Genomic DNA, 20,984 nt, shown 5'->3' on the forward strand with positions numbered 1-20,984 from the left:
TCTTTTTTACGCCGTAACCCGATCCGATGCTTTTTCTGTCCGTGTCTTTTATTGTAGCAATTTTACAATTCGAAGTCGATATTCATGCTGAAACAAAATGAAGGATTTTCATATGCATTATGCACATCTATAGATAACGCCTGATTTTCAGGGCAAACCCGAACCGGTACAGATTTTCATTTTGAGATAAATCCACTCCGGTGATCTTCTCAATTTTACCGATGCGATTCGCAAGCGTATTCCGATGGATAAACAGCTTCTCGGCGGTTTTCTGGCGGGCGCCCATATTCTCGGTCAAAACGGCCAGGGTTTTCGCCAGGTCGGTTCCGCGCTGCCGGTCATACTGTTCCAGCTTGCCGATCGTATTCTCCACATACCGGCGGAAGTATACCGTGGAGCAGCTCTTCAGGATTGCCTGTTCGAACCGCACATTCGAAATCATCTGAACCGGGCCGCCGGAGCCCGGGGCCCTGCCTATGGCAATCGCATCGCAGGCTTCCCCGTAATGAAACGGGAGTTCCGCATAAGAGGCACAGGGATCCGAAATCCCGACGGTGACGGAAAGGCCGTGCCGACATTCAATCAGGCTGCGGATTCTGTTGAAAGTCGCCGTGATTTTTTCCGCGGCGACTGATTTCGGCAGCAGAGTTACGAACTTGTCGCTGTGTATGATGACGGCGCAGGGAAAATTCTGCGACAACAGGTGATCCCGAATCAGCTGATGGAGGGATTCCTTTAGATTTTGAATCTTTTCCTCGCTGAGGTTCTGACTCACCGCTTCAAACCGGTCGATATCCGCAACGGCCACGCGCACCGGCGGCAGCGGCCATCGGAGAAGCCTCGCCCGGCTTTCGGCCTCTTCTTTTGTCTTGACATTCCCGGCGAGAAGATCCAGAAAAAGGCTGTTTTGCAGGAAACGCATGTGTTCGTCCAGCTTTTGCAGCTTGGAAATTTCAAGCGCGACGCTGATGGAGGCATGATTGAGCGCGATCAGCTGCATATCGTCCAGATCCGGACCCTGACAAAGAACGATGATGTATCCGCAGATTTGTTTTTTCACCGAAACGCTGCGCACAAACAAGGCGGGCACCTCCGGATTTTCCAGACGGAACAGAACATCGTTTCCGGCAATCTGAGAGGAAATTTGCTTGCTCAGCCTTCGGCCGCCGCTCTGATCGGCTTCGAAAATAGAATCCGGAATCGAAGATCCCTTTCCGGCGGCGGCCAGGACCGAATAGGTGCGGGACACAATGAACACCGGAAGCGCAATCAGATTGGCCAGGGTTTTCGCAATGTTGTCAAAACTGCCGTTATTCAGTTCCAGTTCCAGAAACTTCCGGTTCATGCGTTCGGAAAACTCAAGATTGTGGTAATGCTCGTCCACAATCGCTTTCATCAGCGGCATTGTGATTTCCACAGTCGGAATCTCCTTGGGGATCTCGATCAGAGGAACGCCCATCTCGTCGGCCAACCGGATGGTCTCGCCGGAGATATCTCCCAAAAACCTCGTTTTAATGGCAAGGCCCGCCGCGCCGGCCTTTTGCAGATCGACGATCAGGCGGGGAAGCGCTTCCGGGTCGTCTTTGATGGAATATCCGGTCGTGATCAGAAGCAGATTCTTTTTCAGCCATGGCTGTATATTGGGGACCTCCATGGTGTCGATATAACTGACCTTCCGATTAAGACCGTCTTTTCCCGCAATCAGCTTGCAGGACGACAGGGCCCCGATTTTCAACGCGTCCGAAACAACAATTGACAATTCTGTTTCACCCTTTTCCTCCAAAGGGCCAAGCCCTTTTTATAGTATTATATCACTTCACGGTTCGCCGCGCAGCGCTTCCGCTTTCCCGTTACGCGCCGGACGCAGGGCGGGCACTACGCCGCGCCCGTCTTGTCGGATGCGGCCGCCCGCTTTCCGGAGCGGTTGCTTTTTGTGCCGCCCGGCCGGTTCCGGCAGTCAGCGCATGATTGCGAGCGAACCGATCGGATCCCACGGAGCAAGCTCGGCAGGTTCCCTCTCCAATGCCGCTTTTTGATCCTCGCTGAGATATTTTTTATCCACGACCACCTGACAAACATATTCCCGAAACCAATCGCTGCTCATCACAAAAAAGCCCTTTTCCCCAACGTCTTTTCCCCAGCTGTTTTCCACCTTCCATTTCGTGGCGCCGCTCTCCGTAAGATTGACTCCAAGCAGCATCATGGCGTGCGTCAGGTAGCTCTGGCCGTAATCGAGCATGTCGGCCTTCGACATCCCAAGCTCCGTATTCAGAACATCCTCATAGCGATATAGGGAGGTATCCATAATGCCCAGGTCCCCGTCGGACATTTTTCCCACGTCCGAGCCGAACCAGACCGGGTCCCCGTCGCGGATCTGGCGGCAGGCCATCCGCTCCAGTTCCGACGCCTCCAGATTCAGATAGACAACGGGCCTGCCTTCGACCACATTTCCAAGATACTGAACCGAATAGGTGCGGCCGAACGGCTTATCCTCCGTCGGGGCATTGATCACGCTCACATAATCGTCCAGGAACGCTCCGAAATATTTTTTGTAGAACTGAAGCGGGGTCAGACCGCGGTCGCGATGGAATCTGTTCTCCTTATCGCGGTATTCGAAATCAAAGGTCCGCGGCGGTTCCCCGAGAAAGCAGCACAGAAGGCCATAGAATTCCCTCAGCATATCCATTTTTTCAGCCCTGAGCCGGTCCTCTCTTTTTCCTGCTTCCGCCATTCTGCGAAGCATGATTCCGTCGCGACGCAGCTTCTTGCACAAGATGCCGTTCATCCGGGAAGAATTGCTGCTTGGGGATGTCTCCGGCATGGCGTATTGGGGAAGGACCCCGTATTTTTTGATCACGGAAACCAGCATATCCCACTGGCCGCCGTCTCCCAGCAGATGATCAAAGAGCCACATGACGATACGGCTGCCCTTGCCTTCGTTCGCGGTTTCTATTACGCTCTCGAGAAAATAGTTGGCCTTTTCGAGTTTATCCCAGAACATGATATAGGTCTGGGACAGCTCAAAATCTGGAGTTTTAAAATGGAGCGTCTTGTTCAGCCGGTAACGAAGGACGTTCATTCCCGCAAAGATCCAGCATCTTCCGCTTTTTTTCTGATTCGTAATCTCCATAGGCTCGATTTCATCCGAGAACAGCCGGGACATGCGCACAGACGCCTCACGGCTGAAAGCCGTGCCGGCAATCCCGTTTTTCATGACGCTGTCCGAAATATTTTTCAACGGCCCGGTTCGATAGCACTGTGAAGACTCTTGGAGCACATCTTCCGTAATCGCAAAATCTTTCCGCATTATCTCCATCTTCCTTCTGAAATTTTCAATGGGCGGCTCATCTCTTTCGATATTCTTCCTTTCATCTCCCTCTTACCGGTCACGCCGTTCTTTCGTTAACCTATAGCAAAGCTTAACACCGCTGTAAAAAGCTGTCAACGGAATGGCACGCCCATTGCTTTCCCTTCAGCCCGGCACTAAATTATGACAAGAGCCGCCCAAGCACCCTCCTTCCTCTTTGCAGCTGAGGCTTTCAGGGTATTTGAGCGGCTCTTTATTTCTGTCTGTGCGGTTGAAAATGCCGGTCCGGCGCGGTTCTTCGGTATTTGCCCTCCGTTGTTGGCTGCGGTGCGCGCCGCGCTGCGGGCCGGGCCGCCGTTTCCAAAACCGCTGTAAATAATTTGCGGAACCATCACCCTCAATTAAAGGAGGCCGCGCCGAAGCACTTTGCGGCATGTCATTTGTTTAATGGGTAAAGGTCAGGCCGGCCGCCGATCAATCCCGGCGGTTTTTGCATTCTCCTCAGTTCTCAGCTTGAACACACCTACGCTGTCCCTCAGCAGATTCGCCTGGCCCGAGAGCTCCTCACTCGCCGAAGCACATTCCTCCGACGCAGCCGCGTTGCTCTGCACGACCTGGGAAACCTGCTGGATTCCCTGCCTGACCTGCCCCAGCGCCTCCGCCTGATCGTTAGACTCCGTGGCGATACTGCCGATCAGTTCCGTGATCTTCGTCACTCCCGCCATGATCTTGTGGAGCGCTTCGGCGGTTTCGCCCGCCATTTTCGTCCCTGCCGCAACCTTTTGGGCTGAGTCCTCAATGAGTTCGGTAGTCTCCTTCGCCGCTTCCGCCGATTTGGCGGCAAGATTTCTGACTTCTTCGGCGACAACCGCGAATCCTTTTCCGTACTGGCCCGCTCTGGCCGCTTCCACCGCCGCGTTCAGCGCCAGTATATTCGTCTGAAAAGCAATATCGTTGATCGACTTGACGATTTTGCCGATGTTATCCGAAGAAACGCCGATCTCGTTCATGGCGCGAATCATTTCCGACATCCGGGTGCCGCCGTCTTCCGCATCCTTTTCAATTTTCAGCGCCAGTCCATTGGTTTCCCTCGCGTTCTTTGCGTTCTGGGCAGTCTGAGAGGCAATCTCCTCAAGGGACGCCGTCAGCTCTTCCACGGAGCCGGCCTGTTCGGTGGCTCCCTGCGCGATCGACGTGCTGGAGTCGGACACAAGCTTCGAGCCGGAGTTCACCTGGCTCGAAGAGGACACGACGGAAATCACCAGATCGTTCAGGTCTTTTATAAGCCGGGAAAGCGCTTTGCCAAGAACGTCAAACTCAGACCGGACCGCGATGGATACCGTCAGATCTCCGCCTGCAATCGCCTGCACCTTGTTTGCCTGCTCCACGGTGCTTGCCACCACTCTGTTAAACGACAAGGCAAGGGTCCCGACCTCATCTTTCCTCTGCTTCAGGAGCATATCCTTTTCCTCGGCGACTTTGTTCACATCGATGTCTCCGACCGCGAGCATCTCCGCGAATCTCCCCAGTTTGGCAAGAGGCTTGCTGATCAGCCCGGATATGTAAGATCTTAAAAACAATCCCAAGGCGAAGGATGCGACGATCACCGCAATCATGATAAAGATCGTTCTCCACCCCGACGCCCTGTCGTCGGCCAGTTGCTGCGACGCAACGGACATATCGTATTTTACCATGGAATCGAACGCTTCTTCCGTGTTCTCAACTTGTTTGCCCGAGTTTTGAATCAGCGCCAGAATATCTGTATTCGGCTTCCCGGATTCTGCGTCCTGAACGATTGCTTTAACGGCGTTTTTATAGCTGCCATACGCAGTTTTTGCCTTATTGTAATTGTCCTGGTCCCGACTGTCCGAAACGGTTTTATTGTAATTGTCTAACTGCGCATCAACAGAGTCCAGCTCCGCCGAAATTTTATCGCAATACGTTTCTTTATCCGTATTATAATAGATATACAAATCCCTGACCGCTGCCCCGGTGCTCAAAAAATCGGCTTGCGCCTGCGCGGAATATACAATGCCTAAAGTACATTGGTTATAGGTTTCTTCCCGGTCATTGTTCATTTTGATCAAGCTGGTTATACCCAGAATCCCAATGATCAACGCCAGGCACAGAATAGAGAGAAACCCAACCGTCAATTTACTGGAAATTTTGAGATTTTCAAACCACTTCTTCATTTTTTTACCCCCGAATAATTTGTTCATTTCCTGCAAAAATAGATTCTGCAAAGTTTTTGGTGTGTCAGTCATCGTTAAAAGCCATGAATAGGCTACGGGCGAATTTGCTGCGTCAATGGAATATCACCGCAGTTTATTTGAAACTGTGACAACCCGGAACAAGCCGCGTGGTGACCGTGCCTTTCAGACGGAGGCGACCAGATCTTTGACGGCGAATAGTGACAGTTCCATATGTGTGATATACATTTGGTTGAACTTTTCAATCGCCACTTTTTTCTGTTCCATCAGGGAATGCGCGTAGATGTTCAGGGTGATGGAAACATTCGAATGCCCCAGCAATTCGCTGAGAGTCTTGATATCGACGCCCAGCTCCAGCGCCCGCGTGGCGAACGAATGCCTGATGGCGTGAAATTTGCGGTAAGGCACCCCGGAATCCGCCAGTATCCGCTGATAAAACCTTTGATAGGTGCGTGGATCCATGGGAGCCGCCGAATCCGAAAAAATATAATTATCCTCTTTCTCGCATTTCCACTGATCGAACAATCTGAGCAGAAAATCGGGCAGGGGAATTTTTCTGACGGATTTTTGGCTTTTGGGAGTGCCGACAAGCAGCACTGTTTTATTTGTTCCAGGCTCAAAATTTTTTGTGCGGGAAACCGTGCGCACAATGGACATGGTCCCCGCCTCAAAATCCAAATCGCTCCATCTTAAAGCGCACAATTCTCCCAGCCGTATTCCGGTATAAAAGCACAACAATATGCCCAAAGCCCGTTTATCGTCAGACTGAAAGATTGTATTCTCAACCAGCCGCTGTTCCCTGACGGAAAAAACTTGTACGGACCCATTTTCAATCTTTGGCAGTTTAATCATCCGAAGGACGGAAGAAAGATCCGTGGAGTCCCTAAGAATTTCTCTCAGAGCGGTTTTAAAAACAGACAGGATCTTCTTCCGGTATGAAGCGGAAATCTTCTGATTCCCATCGATTGAATTTACAAACAGAGAGACGGACGAAGCCGTGATTCCTCCACTTTCTACTTCTTTGAAAAAGGGAATGACATATTTATGCACGCAGCGATAATAGTTCTCATAGGTAGACGGTTTTACCTTGTTGAGGACATTGTTTTTCAGCCAAAGCTCAAATAATTCCGACGGCTCTTCTTGCTTGGAATGTTTACAGAGGCACCGGAGATCCTGGTCTTTCTTTTTCTTTTCCTTCACTTCTTTATAGCTTCTTGCGTAGACAGACCGGTATTTTCCGTCCGGCATTAGAATGCGTCCTTCCCAGCGTCCATCTTTTCGTTTATAAATATTTTCACCTCTGCGCGGCATTTTCATTTGCTCCTCTCAAAATGTGACGTCGATCTTGACGGCGAATCAATCATAACGGCCCGGGTTTGTGCCTGCCATGATAAAAGAAAAGAGTATTTCCGCCGCATTCGGCTGTTTACCAACGCCAGGCGTCAAATTAAATTATGACTACAACTAATATTCGGTCAAAAGGCGCCGATATATAGTATAAATCCGGGTCACAGTTTCAAATAAACTGCGGTGATTATTCCATTGGAAAATGCCGCTTTGGGGCTGCCGCCGAGATGAAAGGGCAGCAAATATTTTTCGTAAGACAGAGGACCCGAATCAATTGGAGCTTAAAGCAGGACGGCAGGAAGATTTTCTTCCTGCCGTCCTGCTTTTCCCGATTTTCACCGTGTTCCCCCTAAATAGATCCGTCCTCCAGCGGTTTTATAAAAAATTATTGAAAAAAGGCGAAATGGAGCGCGATTGGAAAATAGCGGCCTTTTTTGTTTGGAAAATGTTTGGAACCCCATAGTATAATGGCTGCAAGATTATTTTGGAGGAATGTACGGTTGGATGCTTTAAGCCAAAAACAGGAGAGCAGGTTCCTTCACCTTGTAAAAAGGATCTGGGACGGCCCCATGGGAGATTTTACAGAGGAGGAATGGATGGAATCGGAACTGGCGGACATTCCGCATAAGGAGTGGCTCGACACTGCCGGGAAAGTTGCGGCGGAATTGACGGAACCGGCAGTCATACGAAAGCCTGCCGAGAAAAAAGATCCTGTCCCCGACGGCAGGGAACCCGCTAAAAGTCAAAAAAATGTCACCGTGATTGCCTCGGATACCGTCGTTTTCGGCGATATCCGTTCGGAAGGCGATATTGACATCCTCGGAACAGTCCATGGAGCAGTCATTTCCTCCGGAACTGTAAAAATCGGAGGGAAACAATACGGCGATGTGCAGGGACTATCCATTTATGCGGGATCCTGTACCATTCGGGGAAACCTGACGGCTTCCGAAGAAGTCTCCGCCGACACAAAAACCGTGATTGTAGGATCTGTGAAATGCAAAAATCTAAGGCTGGGTGGAAAGCTGAGAGGAAATATCGACGTCTCGGAAAACGTAAACTGCGGATGCAACGCCGTCGTAATCGGAGACATCACTTCAAAAACCATCACATTAGAGACCGGTGCGAAGCTGTCCGGCAAGCTGAAGATCGCGGACGGAAGCATGGAGCAATTCGGTGTGAAGGACGAGGCGGAAACAGTCTCTCTTTCGTCCGGCACATGAACGCAAAAGAATAAGAAGGGCTCCGGGGCCTCGATTGACTGCACCCCGAAAAGCCGCCGTATGATACGGCGGCTTTTCTTTTTGGGGTCAGGTCCGGGCGGCGGCAACGGCAGTAAAAATTCAGAAACGCGGCAAAATCAGGGAGAAACCGTATTTGGGCGCGCAGATTATCGATAAATGTGTTAATATGTACTTAGTTATATTCCCGCCGCCGATGCGGCCGCTTCCCTGACTTCTTCAGAATTTTCCGTTTCGGAGAAAAGCCGTGTGCCAACATGAAAAATCCAGTCATGCAGTCCAAACTTCAGTTTCCACGCTCCGGCAAAAAAATGATCCCAAGAAGCCGCCTGCTGGATCAGACCTGCCATTTTTCCGACAAAAAAATCACCTGCGTCGTGGCGCCCGCGGGATATGGAAAAACCACATTTGCCATGCAATTCGCAAAGCGTGCGTCAATTCCCTGCATGTGGTATCATTTGGACCGTACGGATAATGATCCCGTACAGTTTTACCAATACCTGACCGCAGGGCTTGAAAAGGTGATTCCCGGTGCCGATCTTGAATCGCCGGTCATGGATGACGAGGAAATCAGCCCGGAGAACCGAAGAGAATTTTTGCTGAATTCCGCCGTTTGTGAATTAGAAAAAAAGTCTTCCGACGGTCTGCTGCTGGTCTTCGATGATTTTCATCTGATTTCAGAACCCGAAATCCTGCGGTTTCTGGAGCGCTTAATCACCTGTCTGCCGCCCTTTGTACATGCGGTGCTGGCCTGCCGGTATCTGCCGGACATCAATCTGCTTCGGCTCAGAGCCTCCGGTCTGGTACAGGAGGTAGGCCAACGGGACCTTGCTTTCAGCCGTCAGGAAATCAATGCGCTTTTCGATATGAACGATATTTCTCCGGCTTCCGGGGGCGCCATGGAAAGGCTCCGGAACACGATGGACGGTTGGCCGCTCGGTCTGGCCGTGCTCAAATTCTACCGGAACTTCGGAGACCTGAAGGAAGAGGCGGTTTCGGAAAAAAGTCAAAAAGAACTGTTTCATTATTTTCTGAACGATCTGATGAATGATCTCCCCGGAGAACTGCGGTCTTTTCTGATCCGGACATCCGTCCTTGAGGAACTGACACCGAAAGCCTGCGATTTTTTGCTGGATTCCGGCCACAGCGCCGGGTTCCTCTCCCGGCTGGAACAGATCAATCTGTTCATGACGGCAAGCGGAGGCGGCGGGGAACTGTCTTTCAGGCTGCATCCCCTCTTTCGCGAATTTTTGCTCACCCAGCTTTCCGACGGGAAATCTTCCGCCTACGAGCGGGCCGGCCGGTTTTACGAAAGCCGGGACTTTTTCGAGCAGGCCATTCCCTGCTACTTTTCGGCCGGTCTCGACGGTCTCGCAGCGAAATGCATTGAGAAAAGCGCGCTGTTCCTTTTATCACAGGGAAAAGTTTCAACGGTCGAGCATTGGATGCGGCATCTTGGGGAGAAAGGATTCCCCGACACTCCCGGATTGATATTGGCAAGAGGGGCTCTTTTTTCCTATAAAGGAAATTTTGTGGCGGCCGAACCTTGGATCGACAGGGCCATGAAACTTTACTGTGGTGGAAAAAATCCAGCCGCAATGTATTGGCTGACAATCCACAAGGCGCGCATCCTCCGCTACCGGTCGTCATTCCAGGAAAGCCTGAATCTGCTGGATTCCCTTTCGATGGATTCGAAAGAAATCCCCTTTGAATACCGCATGGAGGCGGCCGGAGAAATCATCTACAGCCTATGGCTGAGCGGGAATGTGGTGCGGGCCATCGAAACGGCGGAACGGGCGATCGCCGAAGCGAAGAGCCACGGCAAGGAATCGGGCGCAAGAACGGTAAACCGCCTTCTGGCCTATATGGCTGTGCTATACTACAACCAGGGGGAGTATACGAACGCGCTTCTGTATTACCAAAGCGCGCTGAAGGCGAACGGCTGGAATTACGACGCCCTGGAATTCCATTCCGTCAACCTGTTCGCCGCCTGGATCGAAAGGGAACGCGGCGACCCGGAAAAAGCGATTTCCATGATGAAGGAATCCGTCGGGCGAAAAAAGCGCCTCGGGTTCACGGAAGACCTTCACCTGCTGTATTACAACATGTCGCTTGCGAGCCACGACCTGCACGACGAGCTGGCCGCCCGGCTCTATATGGACCTCGCGCTGCAGAGCTTCCGCGATTCCGGCGGCAGTCTGGAGCATTACACGGAGATGATGGAGGCAATCCGGTATACCATCTTTTCCGACTCCTTTATGGATTTTGACACGGCGGAGAAAATGCTGGACTCCTGTGTGCAAAAGCTGACCCGGAAAAAGGACTCCCTTCTTCTTTATTCTTCCTTTCATTTCGCCGTGGCCTATCTGCGGATCGGCCGCAGGGAAAAGGCCAAAAGCTACCTGGAACTGCCGCTCAAGATGAGCCGGCAGACCGGCCTGAAACAATTTGTCGCCCTGCTTTCCGGCCTGATGGCCAATATTCTGATCAGCGAAGGAGAGGAAGCCGCCGCGCTCCCCTTCGCATCCGTCAGTATCCGGTATTCCGCGGCGGAGCAGTACGTTCAGACCTATCTGACCTTCCCTGAAATGCGCCCGTGCCTGAGGCTGGCGATCGAAAATGAAATCGAGCCGGATTTCTGTCACCGGCTGATTCTGCGCCTGGGCCCACAGGCGGAACCCCAGCTGATTGAACTTCTTAAGAGTCCAAAGGAACCTATCAGGCTGAAAGCAGCCGAATGGCTGATTCAGCAGGGCGGTCCCGTCAGCCTTCTGGAGATCCTTTTTTACGACTCCTCCGAAGCGGTGCGGGAGAAAGCGTTTGCCTTTCTCCGTTCCGGAGCTATCCCCGACCATCTGCGAAGACCGATGTACGTGCGCTGCATGGGACCTTTTGAGGCTTTTTCCGCCGAAGACTGGGAAAGGCCTCTGAAATGGCGCACCGCCAAGGCTAAAGAGCTGTTTTCATACCTGATCCATTGGAAGGGACGTCCCGTCCCTACGGAACGCATCCTGGGGGATCTTTGGCCGGACGCATCTCCTGAGAAAGGACGCGACCTGTTCCATACCAATCTGACGTATATCAAAAGCATCCTGAAACGCTGCGGACTGGAGGATTCACTGAACAAAACCCAGCCAGGGTATTGGCTGGATCCTTCGCGAATTGTCTGCGACAGCTGGCTTTTGGAAAGCGGGGAACTGCTTTACTGCAGGGGAAAATCCAACGGCCTGTATCTGGAAGACGTCTATTCCGACTGGCCAGCCGAAAAACGCTCCGGGCTGGAGGCCCGGTTCTCCGACCCTGTTTAGAAATCAGGACCTCCCCGACGGGGTACTTGTTATACCCGTCCGAATATTGTAAAATAGACTAGATTCCGTTATTAAATAATCAAACAGGTGATTTTTTGTATCGCGCTTGTATTTTTGATCTTGACGGCACTTTGGCGAACACCCTGTACTCCATCGCGCACTTTTCCAATCAGGCGCTGAAACAGTGCGGATATCCGATCATTCCGGAGGAAGATTACCGCAGAATCGTCGGCGACGGGGCGGACATGCAGATCCGCCGGATGCTGACCGCCGTTTCCGGCGGCCGTGCGTTTACGGAGCGGGAAGCCGAGGTGCTGAAAGGTGTTTACAGCTCGCTTTATGAAAGCGACCCGACGTATTTAATCCGCGAATATCCTGGCATGAGAGAAACGCTGGCAGAGCTGAAAACAGCCGGCATCGCGACGGCGATTCTTTCCAATAAGCCCGACGCGTGGACAAAGGCGATTATCTCTTCTCTGTTTCCCAGGGGGACTTTCGGCCTTTGTTTCGGCCAGCAGCCCGGCATTCCCCGCAAACCGTCGCCGGAGGGCGCGCTGAGGATCGCGGGAAAATTCGGGCTGCCGCCAAAGGAGATCCTTTATATCGGAGACACGAATACGGATATGAAAACCGGGAGCAACGCCGGCATGGACACGGCGGGAGCCCTCTGGGGATTCCGGGACCGCAGGGAGCTGGAAGAAAACGGCGCTGTCTATCTGCTGAAAACGCCGATAGAGATTCTGCCGGTGATGAACTGCAAGAGGTGAATTATGAAACGGATCTTCCGTTTTTTCCGGACAAATTTCCGGCTGGGGCTGCGCGTTGTCAAAACGGGCATTGCAGTGACATTCTGTATCGCGATTTCCAATCTTCTGCACCTGAACCAGCCGTTTATCGCCGTGATCGCTACGGTGATCTCCATGGGGAAATCCATCGACCTTTCCGTAAAAACCGGAAAGAACAAAATGGCCGGAGTTGTGATCGGCTCCGCCGTGGGGACCGCGTTCGCCGCCATCCTGCCGGGAAATGCCGGGCTATGCGGAATCGGCGTGATTCTCTCGCTGTATCTGTGCCATTTATTTCACCTTGAAAGCGCGGGAGTTCTGTCCAGCTTTTCCTTCGCCGCAGTGATGTTCGGCGCGGCCCAGAGCGCCCCCTGGAAATACGCCCTCCCCTGCATGGGAGCCGCGCTGCTCGGCATCGCCGTCGCGGTTGTGGTCAACCTGACCGTCATGCCGCCGAATTACGCCGTGGAAATCAAAAAAGCATACGCGGAATTGATCGGAAGAACCGCGGCGGCCATCGAAGACGCCTCCGCGAGGAGGACGGTCAGCACCAAACCGGTCGCCGAAGAAATCGAAACACTGTCGCGCACGCTGTGGCTGTATATCTCGGAGGCAAAAATCCTGCGCTGGAACGACGATGAGGTGTTCCGCATTTCCTCCAGCATCTCGCTGTACCGGATGGTCCTGGACGAGCTGAAGGCCGTCGAGGTCATGGAACTGACGGAGGACGGCGCGCCGAACGAGGAAATTCTGACGGTCTACCGCTATCACATGAAAAGGATGCGGGAGCTTTTCGAACGCGCGAAGAACTCATAACGCTCCGGCCTTGTTTTTCGTTCCGCCGGCATCCCGAATCGTCGGCCTTCTGAACCGCCGCCGGGCGCCTTTTAAAAAAGCAGCCTGGAAGCGTTGTACGCTTCCAGGCTGCTCGGTTTATTAAAGGTTTCTTGCATAGCCGTCAGGTTTAGAACGCGACGTCCTCGCCATAATACGCACAGGTGAGAACCTTCAGCATCTCTTCCACCCCCGTCGCCCTCGGATTGGAGCCCGTGCAGGGGTCCTTCACCGCATTTTCGGCGATGGTCTGCGCATGGGCTTTGAAATCCTCCTCGCTCACGCCGTTTTCGCGGTAGGTCGGCTGAATGCTGAGCTTTTTGTTGAGCGCGCGGACGGCCTCGACCAGAGAATCCGTGAGCTGCTTATCCGTCGCTCCCGGCAGACAGAGCATCTTTGCGATCTGGGCATAGCGCTCCATGCAGACTCTGGAGTTGTACTGGATGACGAACGGCAGCAGGATCGCGTTGCAGCAGCCGTGCGGGATGTGGAATACCGCGCCGGTTTTGTGCGCGATGCTGTGCGCGATGCCGAGCATCGCGTTGGAGAACGCCATGCCGGCCAGGCACTGCGCGACGTGCATCTTGCCGCGCGCCTCTTTGTCGCCGTTGTAGGAGTCGAGAAGGCTGTCAAAAACATCGGAAATTGCCTTGAGCGCCAGAGCGTCCGAGAAATCGGAGCGGGCGGAAGCGACGTACGCTTCAATGGCATGGGTCAGCGCGTCCATTCCTGTGTGCGCGGTCAGGGTCTTCGGCATGGCCTGCGGAATATCGGTATCCAGCACCGCGATATCCGGCGTGATCTCAAAATCGGCCAGAGGATACTTGATGTTGGTCGAGTAGTCCGTGATGACGGAAAACGCCGTGACCTCGGACGCCGTCCCGCTGGTGGAGGGGATTCCGACAAAGATGGCTTTCTTCCTCAGCTTCGGCATGGTGAACGGATCTTTGATATCATCGAACGTTTTATCCGGATATTCGTAGAACACCCACATGGCCTTTGCGGCGTCCATCGGGGAGCCTCCGCCGATCGCGACGATCACATCCGGCTCAAATTCGCGCATGGCTTTCGCGCCGTCGAACACGCGTTCAATGGAAGGATCCGGCTCGACGCCCTCGTAAATCCTGGTTTCCAGTCCCGCTCCCTTCAGCACGTCCTCCAGCTTCTGCAGGAACCCTGTTTTCCTCATGGAATGACCGCCGGTCACGATAAATGCCTTTTTGTAGCCCTTCAGATTTTTCAGCTCTTCAATCGCTCCGGATCCGAAATAAATATCACGCGGTAAAGTGAATCTCGCCATGGCAATTCCTCCTTGATGCTTTGTTTGTTATTTATTAAACAATCTATCCTTATCTTACCATACTGCTCCGGCAGTTTCAAGCACTCGAAAAATTATTTTTTCTTGTCGATCAGCCGCAGCAGCGCCTCCGGATCGCCGACCGGTGGAAAACAGGCATGCCCGGTGCAGACATAGGCGCGCGGTTTTCCTGTTTCACGTTCCGCGCCAAAATCTCCGCGGTTGACGCGGACGGTCAGGAACGGCCGGTATCCGTCGCGAAGCACGGCGAGCATCGGATCCAGTTCGCCCTCTTCCCTCGCTGTCAGCGCAACGTCCGTCCCTCCGCCGCTCAGGTACAGGACCGCACAGGCCGCGGTCGGGCAAGCGGCCGGAATCCGGGTAAATTCAATCGGAAACGCTTCCAGCGTGCGGACCGCGCGTTCTTCCAGCTCCGGTTTTTCCGCAAGGCGGGAAAGACGGACCATCTGCCACGCTTGGACGGCGTTGGCGGACGGCAGAGAGGAATCCGCGATTTCCTTGCTCCGCGCAGGCGACCGGGCGGCCCTGTTCTCCGAAAGGAAAAAGCCCCCGTTCTCCCTGTCCTCAAACCGGTCGGCAAACACCCGTTCCAGGCGCAGAGCGTGATGCAGCCATTCGCCCTCTTGGCCTGCCTCATACAGTTCGATCAATCCCCAGAGAAGGAAAGCGTAATCGTCGGCGAATCCCGGAACCTCCGACGGGCCGTTTCGGTAAACGGAAATCAGGGAACCGTCCTGTTCCATCATGTTTTTCAGAACAAAATCCGCCGCTTTGCGCGCCTGCCGCAGATACTTTTCCTCCCCGAACGCTCGGGCGGCGACGGAGAGCGCTGCAATGGCGAGCCCGGTGCGGGAGGCGAGAATCTTGTCGTCCAAAAAGGGTGGGACTCGGCGGTTCCGGTATGCCAATACCCTGCGGCGGCAGGAATCGGCAAATTCGCGGCGCCCTTCCGGGATTTCCCCCTGGAGCAGGTTCGGGACGTTTTTCCCTTCAAAGTTTCCCTGCTCGGTAATCCCGTACAGGCGGCAGAATTCCTCCGCGTCCGGTCCGAGCACCGAACGGAGCTCCGCCGGTGTAAAGGCATAGTACTTGCCCTCTTCCCCTTCGGAATCCGCGTCCTCCGCCGTGTAAAATCCGCCGTTTTCCGCCTGCATCCGACCCGTGAGGTAGGAGAGAATCTCTTCCGCCGCGCGCCGGTATTCTTCCTTCCCGGTGGCCTGCCAGCACTCGGTATATGCCATGCTGAGAAGAGCGTTATCCGACAGCATCTTTTCAAATTGGGGAATCAGCCATAGATCGTCCGTCGAATAGCGGCAGAAGCCGAAGCCGATCTGGTCGCAGATGCCTCCCAGCCGCATCCGGGTCAGGGTCGTTTCGCACATTTGCAGAGCCCCCCGATCCCCGGACGCGGCATACCAGCGCAGCAGGAACAGCAGGTTCTGCGGGCTCGGGAATTTCGGGGCACTGGAAAAGCCCCCGTTCTTTTCGTCAAAGCTCTGTTGCAGAGAGTGAAAGACACGCTCGGGCAGAAGGCTGTCCACCGGAGCCGGGGTCTGGGCGCGCGGCGCGGTTTCCAGCCGTACCCGCCCGACAAAATCCGCGATTCCAGCGCGGTCGGTTTTCCACAGGGCACTCACTTTTTTCAGCAGGGTCAGGAATCCGGCCATTCCCGGCCGGTCGTATTTTGGGAAATAGGTGCCGGCGAAGAACGGCCCGCCCTCGGGATCGAGAAAAACGCTGAGCGGCCATCCCTCCGACCCGGTCATCCGCTGGCAAACTTCCATATAATAGCCGTCGACGTCCGGCCGCTCCTCCCGGTCGACCTTGACGCTGAGAAAGCCGCGGTTCAGTGCCGCCGCCACCTCTTCATCCTCAAAGCACTCCCGTTCCATCACATGGCACCAGTGGCAGGTGGAGTAGCCGATCGAGAGGAACACCGGCTTATCCTCTGCTTTCGCGCGCTCGAACGCCTCCTCTCCCCACGGATACCAGTCGACCGGGTTATATGCATGCTGAAGCAGGTAGGGAGATTTTTCATAAATCAGCCTGTTGGCCGCCTTCTTTGTTTCCATTGTTCCACCCCTCTTTAATACGCTGATAGTATGATCATTCCGCATTCAAACCATACGAATCGGGATGGACCGGGAGATTTATCTTTTTTTACGTATAAGAAAATAAAAAACCACCGGTTCTCCCTGGGAGGAAAACCGATGGCCTGAAAAATCAGCATACTAAGGTGCAAAACAGGAATGGAAAATCAGATCAGATGGTTGTACGGAAGCGCCCAGCAGAACAGCAGGAACAGAGAAGTAGCGATGCCCACCACGACCAGCAGACGGCCGTAGGTCCTGTCCCGCTTGTAGTCCGCAGGATTCCGCTCCGCTTCCGGAACCACCATCAGCTTCTCACGATAACCGATTTCAGTATCCGTGGCAGGATGCCTCCACGAGCCGATCACCGCGAAAAGCAGGCTCAGATAAAGCCCAATGAAGAAAGGGTCCAGAAAATTGACAAAGAAAGAATTAAACGGGGGGATTCCAAGGCCAACCAGGCATTTGGGGAAGATAAATCCGAGAAAGCCGGCAATCATGGACCAGCGCGCGCCGGCGGCCGACAATTTTTTGCTTACGATGCCGCCGACGGCCGGCACGGCCCACGAAGCCGCGATGATCGTGGAAGCGAACCATGAAATGATGCGAATGGAACTCAAATCAAGGAAGGACAAAATAAGAGAAACAATGCCGAAGATCAGCATCACAAGACGGCTCACTTCCAGCTGCCGCTTCTCGTCTTTGAATCTGACGTGCACGATGTCAGACGTAATGGAAAACCCGATGACGGAAAGGAACGTGGAAGCCGAGGATAATCCTGCCGCCATGATCCCGGAGAGCATAAACGTTCCCGCCAGCTTTGGCATGACGTTGAACGAGGCCCAGATCAGCACCCGCTGCGCATCCTTCATCCCCGGATTCAGATTGATCACGGAGACGGAGACCAGGTTCAGATAAAGCAGAAACACAACTGTGCAAACGGCGGCGATCGCGCCGGAACGGAAAATAACATGCTCTGTTTTGGCCATCATGTTCCGGCCCGCCTGCCATGGCGATACGCCCACCGTGATGAACCAGATGATGCCCATTGTGACGGAATACAGGATGGAGCCGAGAACGGTGTCCGCGCCGGTTCCGGCGATATTGCCATGGTAATCCAGCAGACCCTTCGGCGTCGCCGGGTTATTCATCAGATTTGTCAAAAGGCTTCCGATGCCTCCCTGAGCGTTGAACACATAAACACCGCCGATGATCGTGGCAAACAGAAAAACCATGAACATCATGGTATCCGTCAGGATGACGCCCTTCGAGCCCGAATAAAACGTAAAACCGGTAAAACATCCCCACGCAAGAATCAGGCAGAGCCATTTCGGCAGACCGAGCAGCTCCTGCATCAGGATCCCGACACCGGAGATGCAGGCCAGCAGGTACGCCGTCAGCGAGATCACCGTCGTAATGCCTGCCACACGGCGGATTTTCGGGTCGTTGTAGCGGGTTCCAAAGTATTCAGGCATCGTCTCACACTCGGAACGGCGCAGATAGCGGCCGAAGAACAGAGGACCAAAGATGTATCCACAGGCGCAGATGCTGTTCAGGAGCACCAGCGAAGTGATGTTGCCGTTATAGCACCAGGCCTGATCTCCCATGAAGCCGTTGACAGACAGCATGGAAGCAAACAGAGTGCCCGCAATCAGAATTGTCGGCGCGTTGCGGCTGCTGACGTAATAGTCGTCAAGATTCTTAACGCTTCGGCCGGCCCAGATGCCTACAATCAGATAAGCAGCCAGACAGGCCATAACGCCTATTAAATAAATATTCATAAGTTACCCTCTTTACGTGAAGCAAGTCTCCTCCACAGACCGGAGAATGTCAGGAGCTGTGACCGCAGTTCCCGGTGTCATCCGGGCCATCCTGCTTTGATTCGTCATTTCCGAGTAGCTTATCGGCCTTTGGACGGCTTTTTTTCTGTTCCGACAGGATCTGCCTTTCTTCTTTCTTCAGGATAAGATTCATAAAAATTCCGGACACGGCCAATATGCCGCCAATAAAAATCGAAAAAACAACTTCTCCCATAGTAACCCCCTTCTCCGTCAAAATTGCACCCATATCGGTCCTGCCGCAACAATCGACAAGATGGCATGGAAGGAGCGGCTGTCAATCAGCCGTTCCTTCCTTTCGCCATTTTGAGCATAAAGTATACTATGAAGCATTTTTGCCCGGAAATCATTTCAGGCCCATATGCGACGCGATCACCATTCTCTGCACCTCGGACGTGCCCTCGTAGATCTCGGTGATCTTGGCATCGCGCATCATGCGCTCGATGGGGTATTCCCGGGTGTAGCCGTAGCCGCCGTAGAGCTGCAGGCAGCGGCGGGCCACGTCGCTGGCGGTTTCGGAAGCAAAAAGCTTGGCTTCCGCGGCAAGGTGCATGTAAGGCTCGTGGTCCTGTTTCGCCTGCGCGGCGCGGTAGACGAGCAAACGGGAGGCGTCGACTTTCGTCTGCATATCCGCAAGCTGGAACTGCGTATTCTGGAACTGGCTGATCCTTTTGCCGAACTGCTCGCGCTGCTTGACATACTCGACGGTCACGTCGATCGCGCCCTGCGCGATGCCCAGGGCCTGCGCGGCAATCCCGATGCGGCCGCCGTCCAAAGTGCTCATTGCAACCTTAAAGCCCTTATTCACTTCGCCCAGCAGATTCTCTTTCGGAACCTTCACATTGTCGAAAATGAGTTCATAAGTGGCGGAGCCGCGGATCCCCATTTTCTTTTCCTTTGCTCCGAAGGTGAACCCGGGCATGCCCTTTTCCAGAACGAACGCGCTGATGCCTTTGTTGCCCAGGCCCTTATCCGTCATGGCGAAAATAACATAGGTGTCGGCGTAGCTGCCGTTGGTGATAAAAATCTTGCTTCCGTTCAGCAGCCAATGGTCTCCCTGATCCACGGCCGTGGTCGTTTGCCTTGCGGCATCCGTGCCGGCGGATGGTTCCGTGAGGCCGAACGCGCCCAGCTTTTCACCGGAAGCCAGAGGCGGCAGATATTTCTGCTTCTGCTCCTCCGTGCCATACTCCAGAATGGGCCAACAGCAAAGGGACGTATGCGCGGAAATCGTCACGCCGGTGCTGGCACAGGCCTTGGAGATTTCCTCGACGGCCAGAACATATTCCAGCTGGCCCATCCCGCCGCCGCCGTACTCTTCGGGGACGGGAATTCCCAGCAGGCCGATCTCTCCCATCTGCGGGATCAGTTCCGCGGGAAAACGCTCCTCCTCGTCAAGGGAAGCGGCGATGGGTCTGATCGCTTTGTCCGTAAACTCACGGAACATGCTCTGCAACAGCTGCTGTTCATCGTTCAACAAAAAATCCATATTTCATACTCCTAACAAGAATGTTTGCACTTTGGGCGGCGGATGGTTTTATCAGTCCCTATACTGCTTGAGGATCGACCTGGCGGCGATTCTGGTCTGGATTTCGCCGGTACCGCCGGAGATCCGGGTGATGCGCAGGTCGCGGTAGATGCGGCTGACGCGGTGCCCGCAGTAGCCGAAGCCGCCCAGAATCTGCATGGCATGGTCCACAATTTCGTTGGCGCTTTCGGAACAGTACTGCTTGGCAATGGAGGCCTCCGCGCGGGTCAGGCAGCCGTTGTCTTTGTTCCAGGCAAAATGCAGCAGCATGTCGCGCATGGAATAAACGCGCATGGCCATTTCCATAATGTGGTTCTGAATCAGCTGGAACTTGCCGATCTCCTGTCCGAACGCGGTGCGCTGGTTCGCGTAGCGGCAGGCGTCCTCATAGGCGCACAGAGCCTGGCCGTAGGCATTGAACGCGTCGATCAGGCGTTCGTAATCGAACCCCTTGGAAGTGGCCATCAGGCCGTTGCCTTCGAAGCTGAACATATCCTTTTCTTCAATCTCGACATTGTCGAACCACACATCGTTGACATCTTCCATGTCGAGTCCCATGGTCTCCATGCGCTCTTTTTTGCACTGGGGAACATTGGTGGGAACAAACCACAGCGTCAGCTGCTCCGGATTGTCTGAATTCTTGCAGAGGGCAAGAATATAATCACTGCGCTGGGCGCCGCTGATGAAATGCTTGTGGCCGTTGATATAAACCTTCCCGTTTTTGCGGGTATAGGTTGTCATGATGGTGTTGCTGGACAAATCAGTGCCCGCCGTGGGTTCGGAAAAACCCTGCGCGAACGCCGAGTCCCCTTCAAAGAACATGGGCATGAATTTATCGATCTGCTCCTTGGTTCCGCATTCCAGCAGAGAGTCCGCCTTCACATGGTCCCAGTACAGATAGATGGGCGCGCCCGCGCGGCCCAGGGCCTCCATGACCAGAAACATGGTGACGGCGCCTTCCCCCTCGCCTCCGGCTTCCTTGGGCAGGAACATGCTGAAGCAGCCCAATTCCCGCAGGATATCCCAGAACTTTTGCGGATGCTCGTGCTTTTCGCAGCACTCTTTGAAGTATGTCTCCAGGTTCTCACGCTTCATGGCCTCGTCTATGGCCTGAACCATCAGTTCCTGTTCTTCCGTCAATCTAAAATCCATTTTATGAACCTCCAACTCAAGTTTTTATC

General features: G+C 53.8%; 14 protein-coding genes. 4 read left to right on the forward strand and 10 right to left on the reverse strand.

Annotated features, from left to right (window positions below):
• Positions 1-127 precede the first annotated feature (127 nt).
• From EQM14_RS13760 to EQM14_RS13775, 4 genes are all read right to left on the reverse strand, one after another.
• A complete protein-coding gene (locus EQM14_RS13760; RefSeq protein ID WP_164919089.1) occupies positions 128-1,759 on the reverse strand; it encodes a PucR family transcriptional regulator in 1,632 nt (543 codons plus the stop codon).
• 198 nt (positions 1,760-1,957) lie between these two features.
• The gene (locus EQM14_RS13765) at positions 1,958-3,307 is read right to left on the reverse strand and encodes an aminopeptidase C (protein WP_128743754.1); all 1,350 of its coding nucleotides are present in this window, start codon (positions 3,305-3,307) and stop codon (positions 1,958-1,960) included.
• A 458-nt stretch (positions 3,308-3,765) separates the two neighbouring features.
• The gene (locus EQM14_RS13770; RefSeq protein ID WP_128743755.1) at positions 3,766-5,499 is read right to left on the reverse strand and encodes a methyl-accepting chemotaxis protein; all 1,734 of its coding nucleotides are present in this window, start codon (positions 5,497-5,499) and stop codon (positions 3,766-3,768) included.
• A gap of 183 nt (positions 5,500-5,682) precedes the next feature.
• Positions 5,683-6,765: a tyrosine-type recombinase/integrase gene (locus EQM14_RS13775; protein WP_326974826.1), complete on the reverse strand. Its 1,083-nt coding sequence runs from the start codon at positions 6,763-6,765 to the stop codon at positions 5,683-5,685.
• A 599-nt stretch (positions 6,766-7,364) separates the two neighbouring features.
• Between EQM14_RS13775 and EQM14_RS13780 the strand changes: the two genes are divergently transcribed.
• The 4 genes from EQM14_RS13780 to EQM14_RS13795 all read left to right on the forward strand — a co-directional run bounded on the left by EQM14_RS13780 (position 7,365) and on the right by EQM14_RS13795 (position 13,011).
• Positions 7,365-8,084 carry a bactofilin family protein gene (locus tag EQM14_RS13780; RefSeq protein ID WP_164919090.1) on the forward strand — a complete coding sequence of 240 codons (720 nt, stop codon included), beginning with the start codon at positions 7,365-7,367 and terminating at the stop codon, positions 8,082-8,084.
• A gap of 275 nt (positions 8,085-8,359) precedes the next feature.
• Positions 8,360-11,410, forward strand: a complete 3,051-nt coding sequence (locus tag EQM14_RS13785) for a hypothetical protein (protein WP_128743758.1) — start codon at positions 8,360-8,362, stop codon at positions 11,408-11,410.
• A 95-nt stretch (positions 11,411-11,505) separates the two neighbouring features.
• Positions 11,506-12,177 (forward strand): HAD family hydrolase, encoded by a 672-nt coding sequence (locus EQM14_RS13790; RefSeq protein WP_128743759.1) that lies wholly within the window; start codon positions 11,506-11,508, stop codon positions 12,175-12,177.
• A 3-nt stretch (positions 12,178-12,180) separates the two neighbouring features.
• Positions 12,181-13,011: an FUSC family protein gene (locus tag EQM14_RS13795; protein WP_128743760.1), complete on the forward strand. Its 831-nt coding sequence runs from the start codon at positions 12,181-12,183 to the stop codon at positions 13,009-13,011.
• A gap of 148 nt (positions 13,012-13,159) precedes the next feature.
• Here EQM14_RS13795 and EQM14_RS13800 read toward each other — a convergent pair whose 3' ends face one another.
• From EQM14_RS13800 to EQM14_RS13825, 6 genes are all read right to left on the reverse strand, one after another.
• Positions 13,160-14,329, reverse strand: a complete 1,170-nt coding sequence (locus EQM14_RS13800) for an iron-containing alcohol dehydrogenase (protein WP_128743761.1) — start codon at positions 14,327-14,329, stop codon at positions 13,160-13,162.
• A gap of 92 nt (positions 14,330-14,421) precedes the next feature.
• Positions 14,422-16,419, reverse strand: coding sequence for a thioredoxin domain-containing protein (locus EQM14_RS13805; RefSeq protein WP_164919091.1), 1,998 nt, complete (start codon positions 16,417-16,419; stop codon positions 14,422-14,424).
• A 185-nt stretch (positions 16,420-16,604) separates the two neighbouring features.
• Positions 16,605-18,218, reverse strand: coding sequence for a sodium:solute symporter family protein (locus tag EQM14_RS13810; RefSeq protein ID WP_128743763.1), 1,614 nt, complete (start codon positions 18,216-18,218; stop codon positions 16,605-16,607).
• Between the two features lie 49 nt (positions 18,219-18,267).
• Positions 18,268-18,504: a hypothetical protein gene (locus EQM14_RS13815; protein WP_128743764.1), complete on the reverse strand. Its 237-nt coding sequence runs from the start codon at positions 18,502-18,504 to the stop codon at positions 18,268-18,270.
• Positions 18,505-18,621: 117 nt separating this feature from the next.
• Positions 18,622-19,764, reverse strand: a complete 1,143-nt coding sequence (locus tag EQM14_RS13820) for an acyl-CoA dehydrogenase (RefSeq protein ID WP_128743765.1) — start codon at positions 19,762-19,764, stop codon at positions 18,622-18,624.
• Positions 19,765-19,815: 51 nt separating this feature from the next.
• Positions 19,816-20,955 (reverse strand): acyl-CoA dehydrogenase family protein, encoded by a 1,140-nt coding sequence (locus EQM14_RS13825; RefSeq protein ID WP_128743766.1) that lies wholly within the window; start codon positions 20,953-20,955, stop codon positions 19,816-19,818.
• Positions 20,956-20,984 lie beyond the last annotated feature (29 nt).

It is taken from the genome of Caproiciproducens sp. NJN-50 (assembly GCF_004103755.1).
Classification (GTDB): Bacteria; Bacillota; Clostridia; order Oscillospirales; family Acutalibacteraceae; genus Caproicibacter.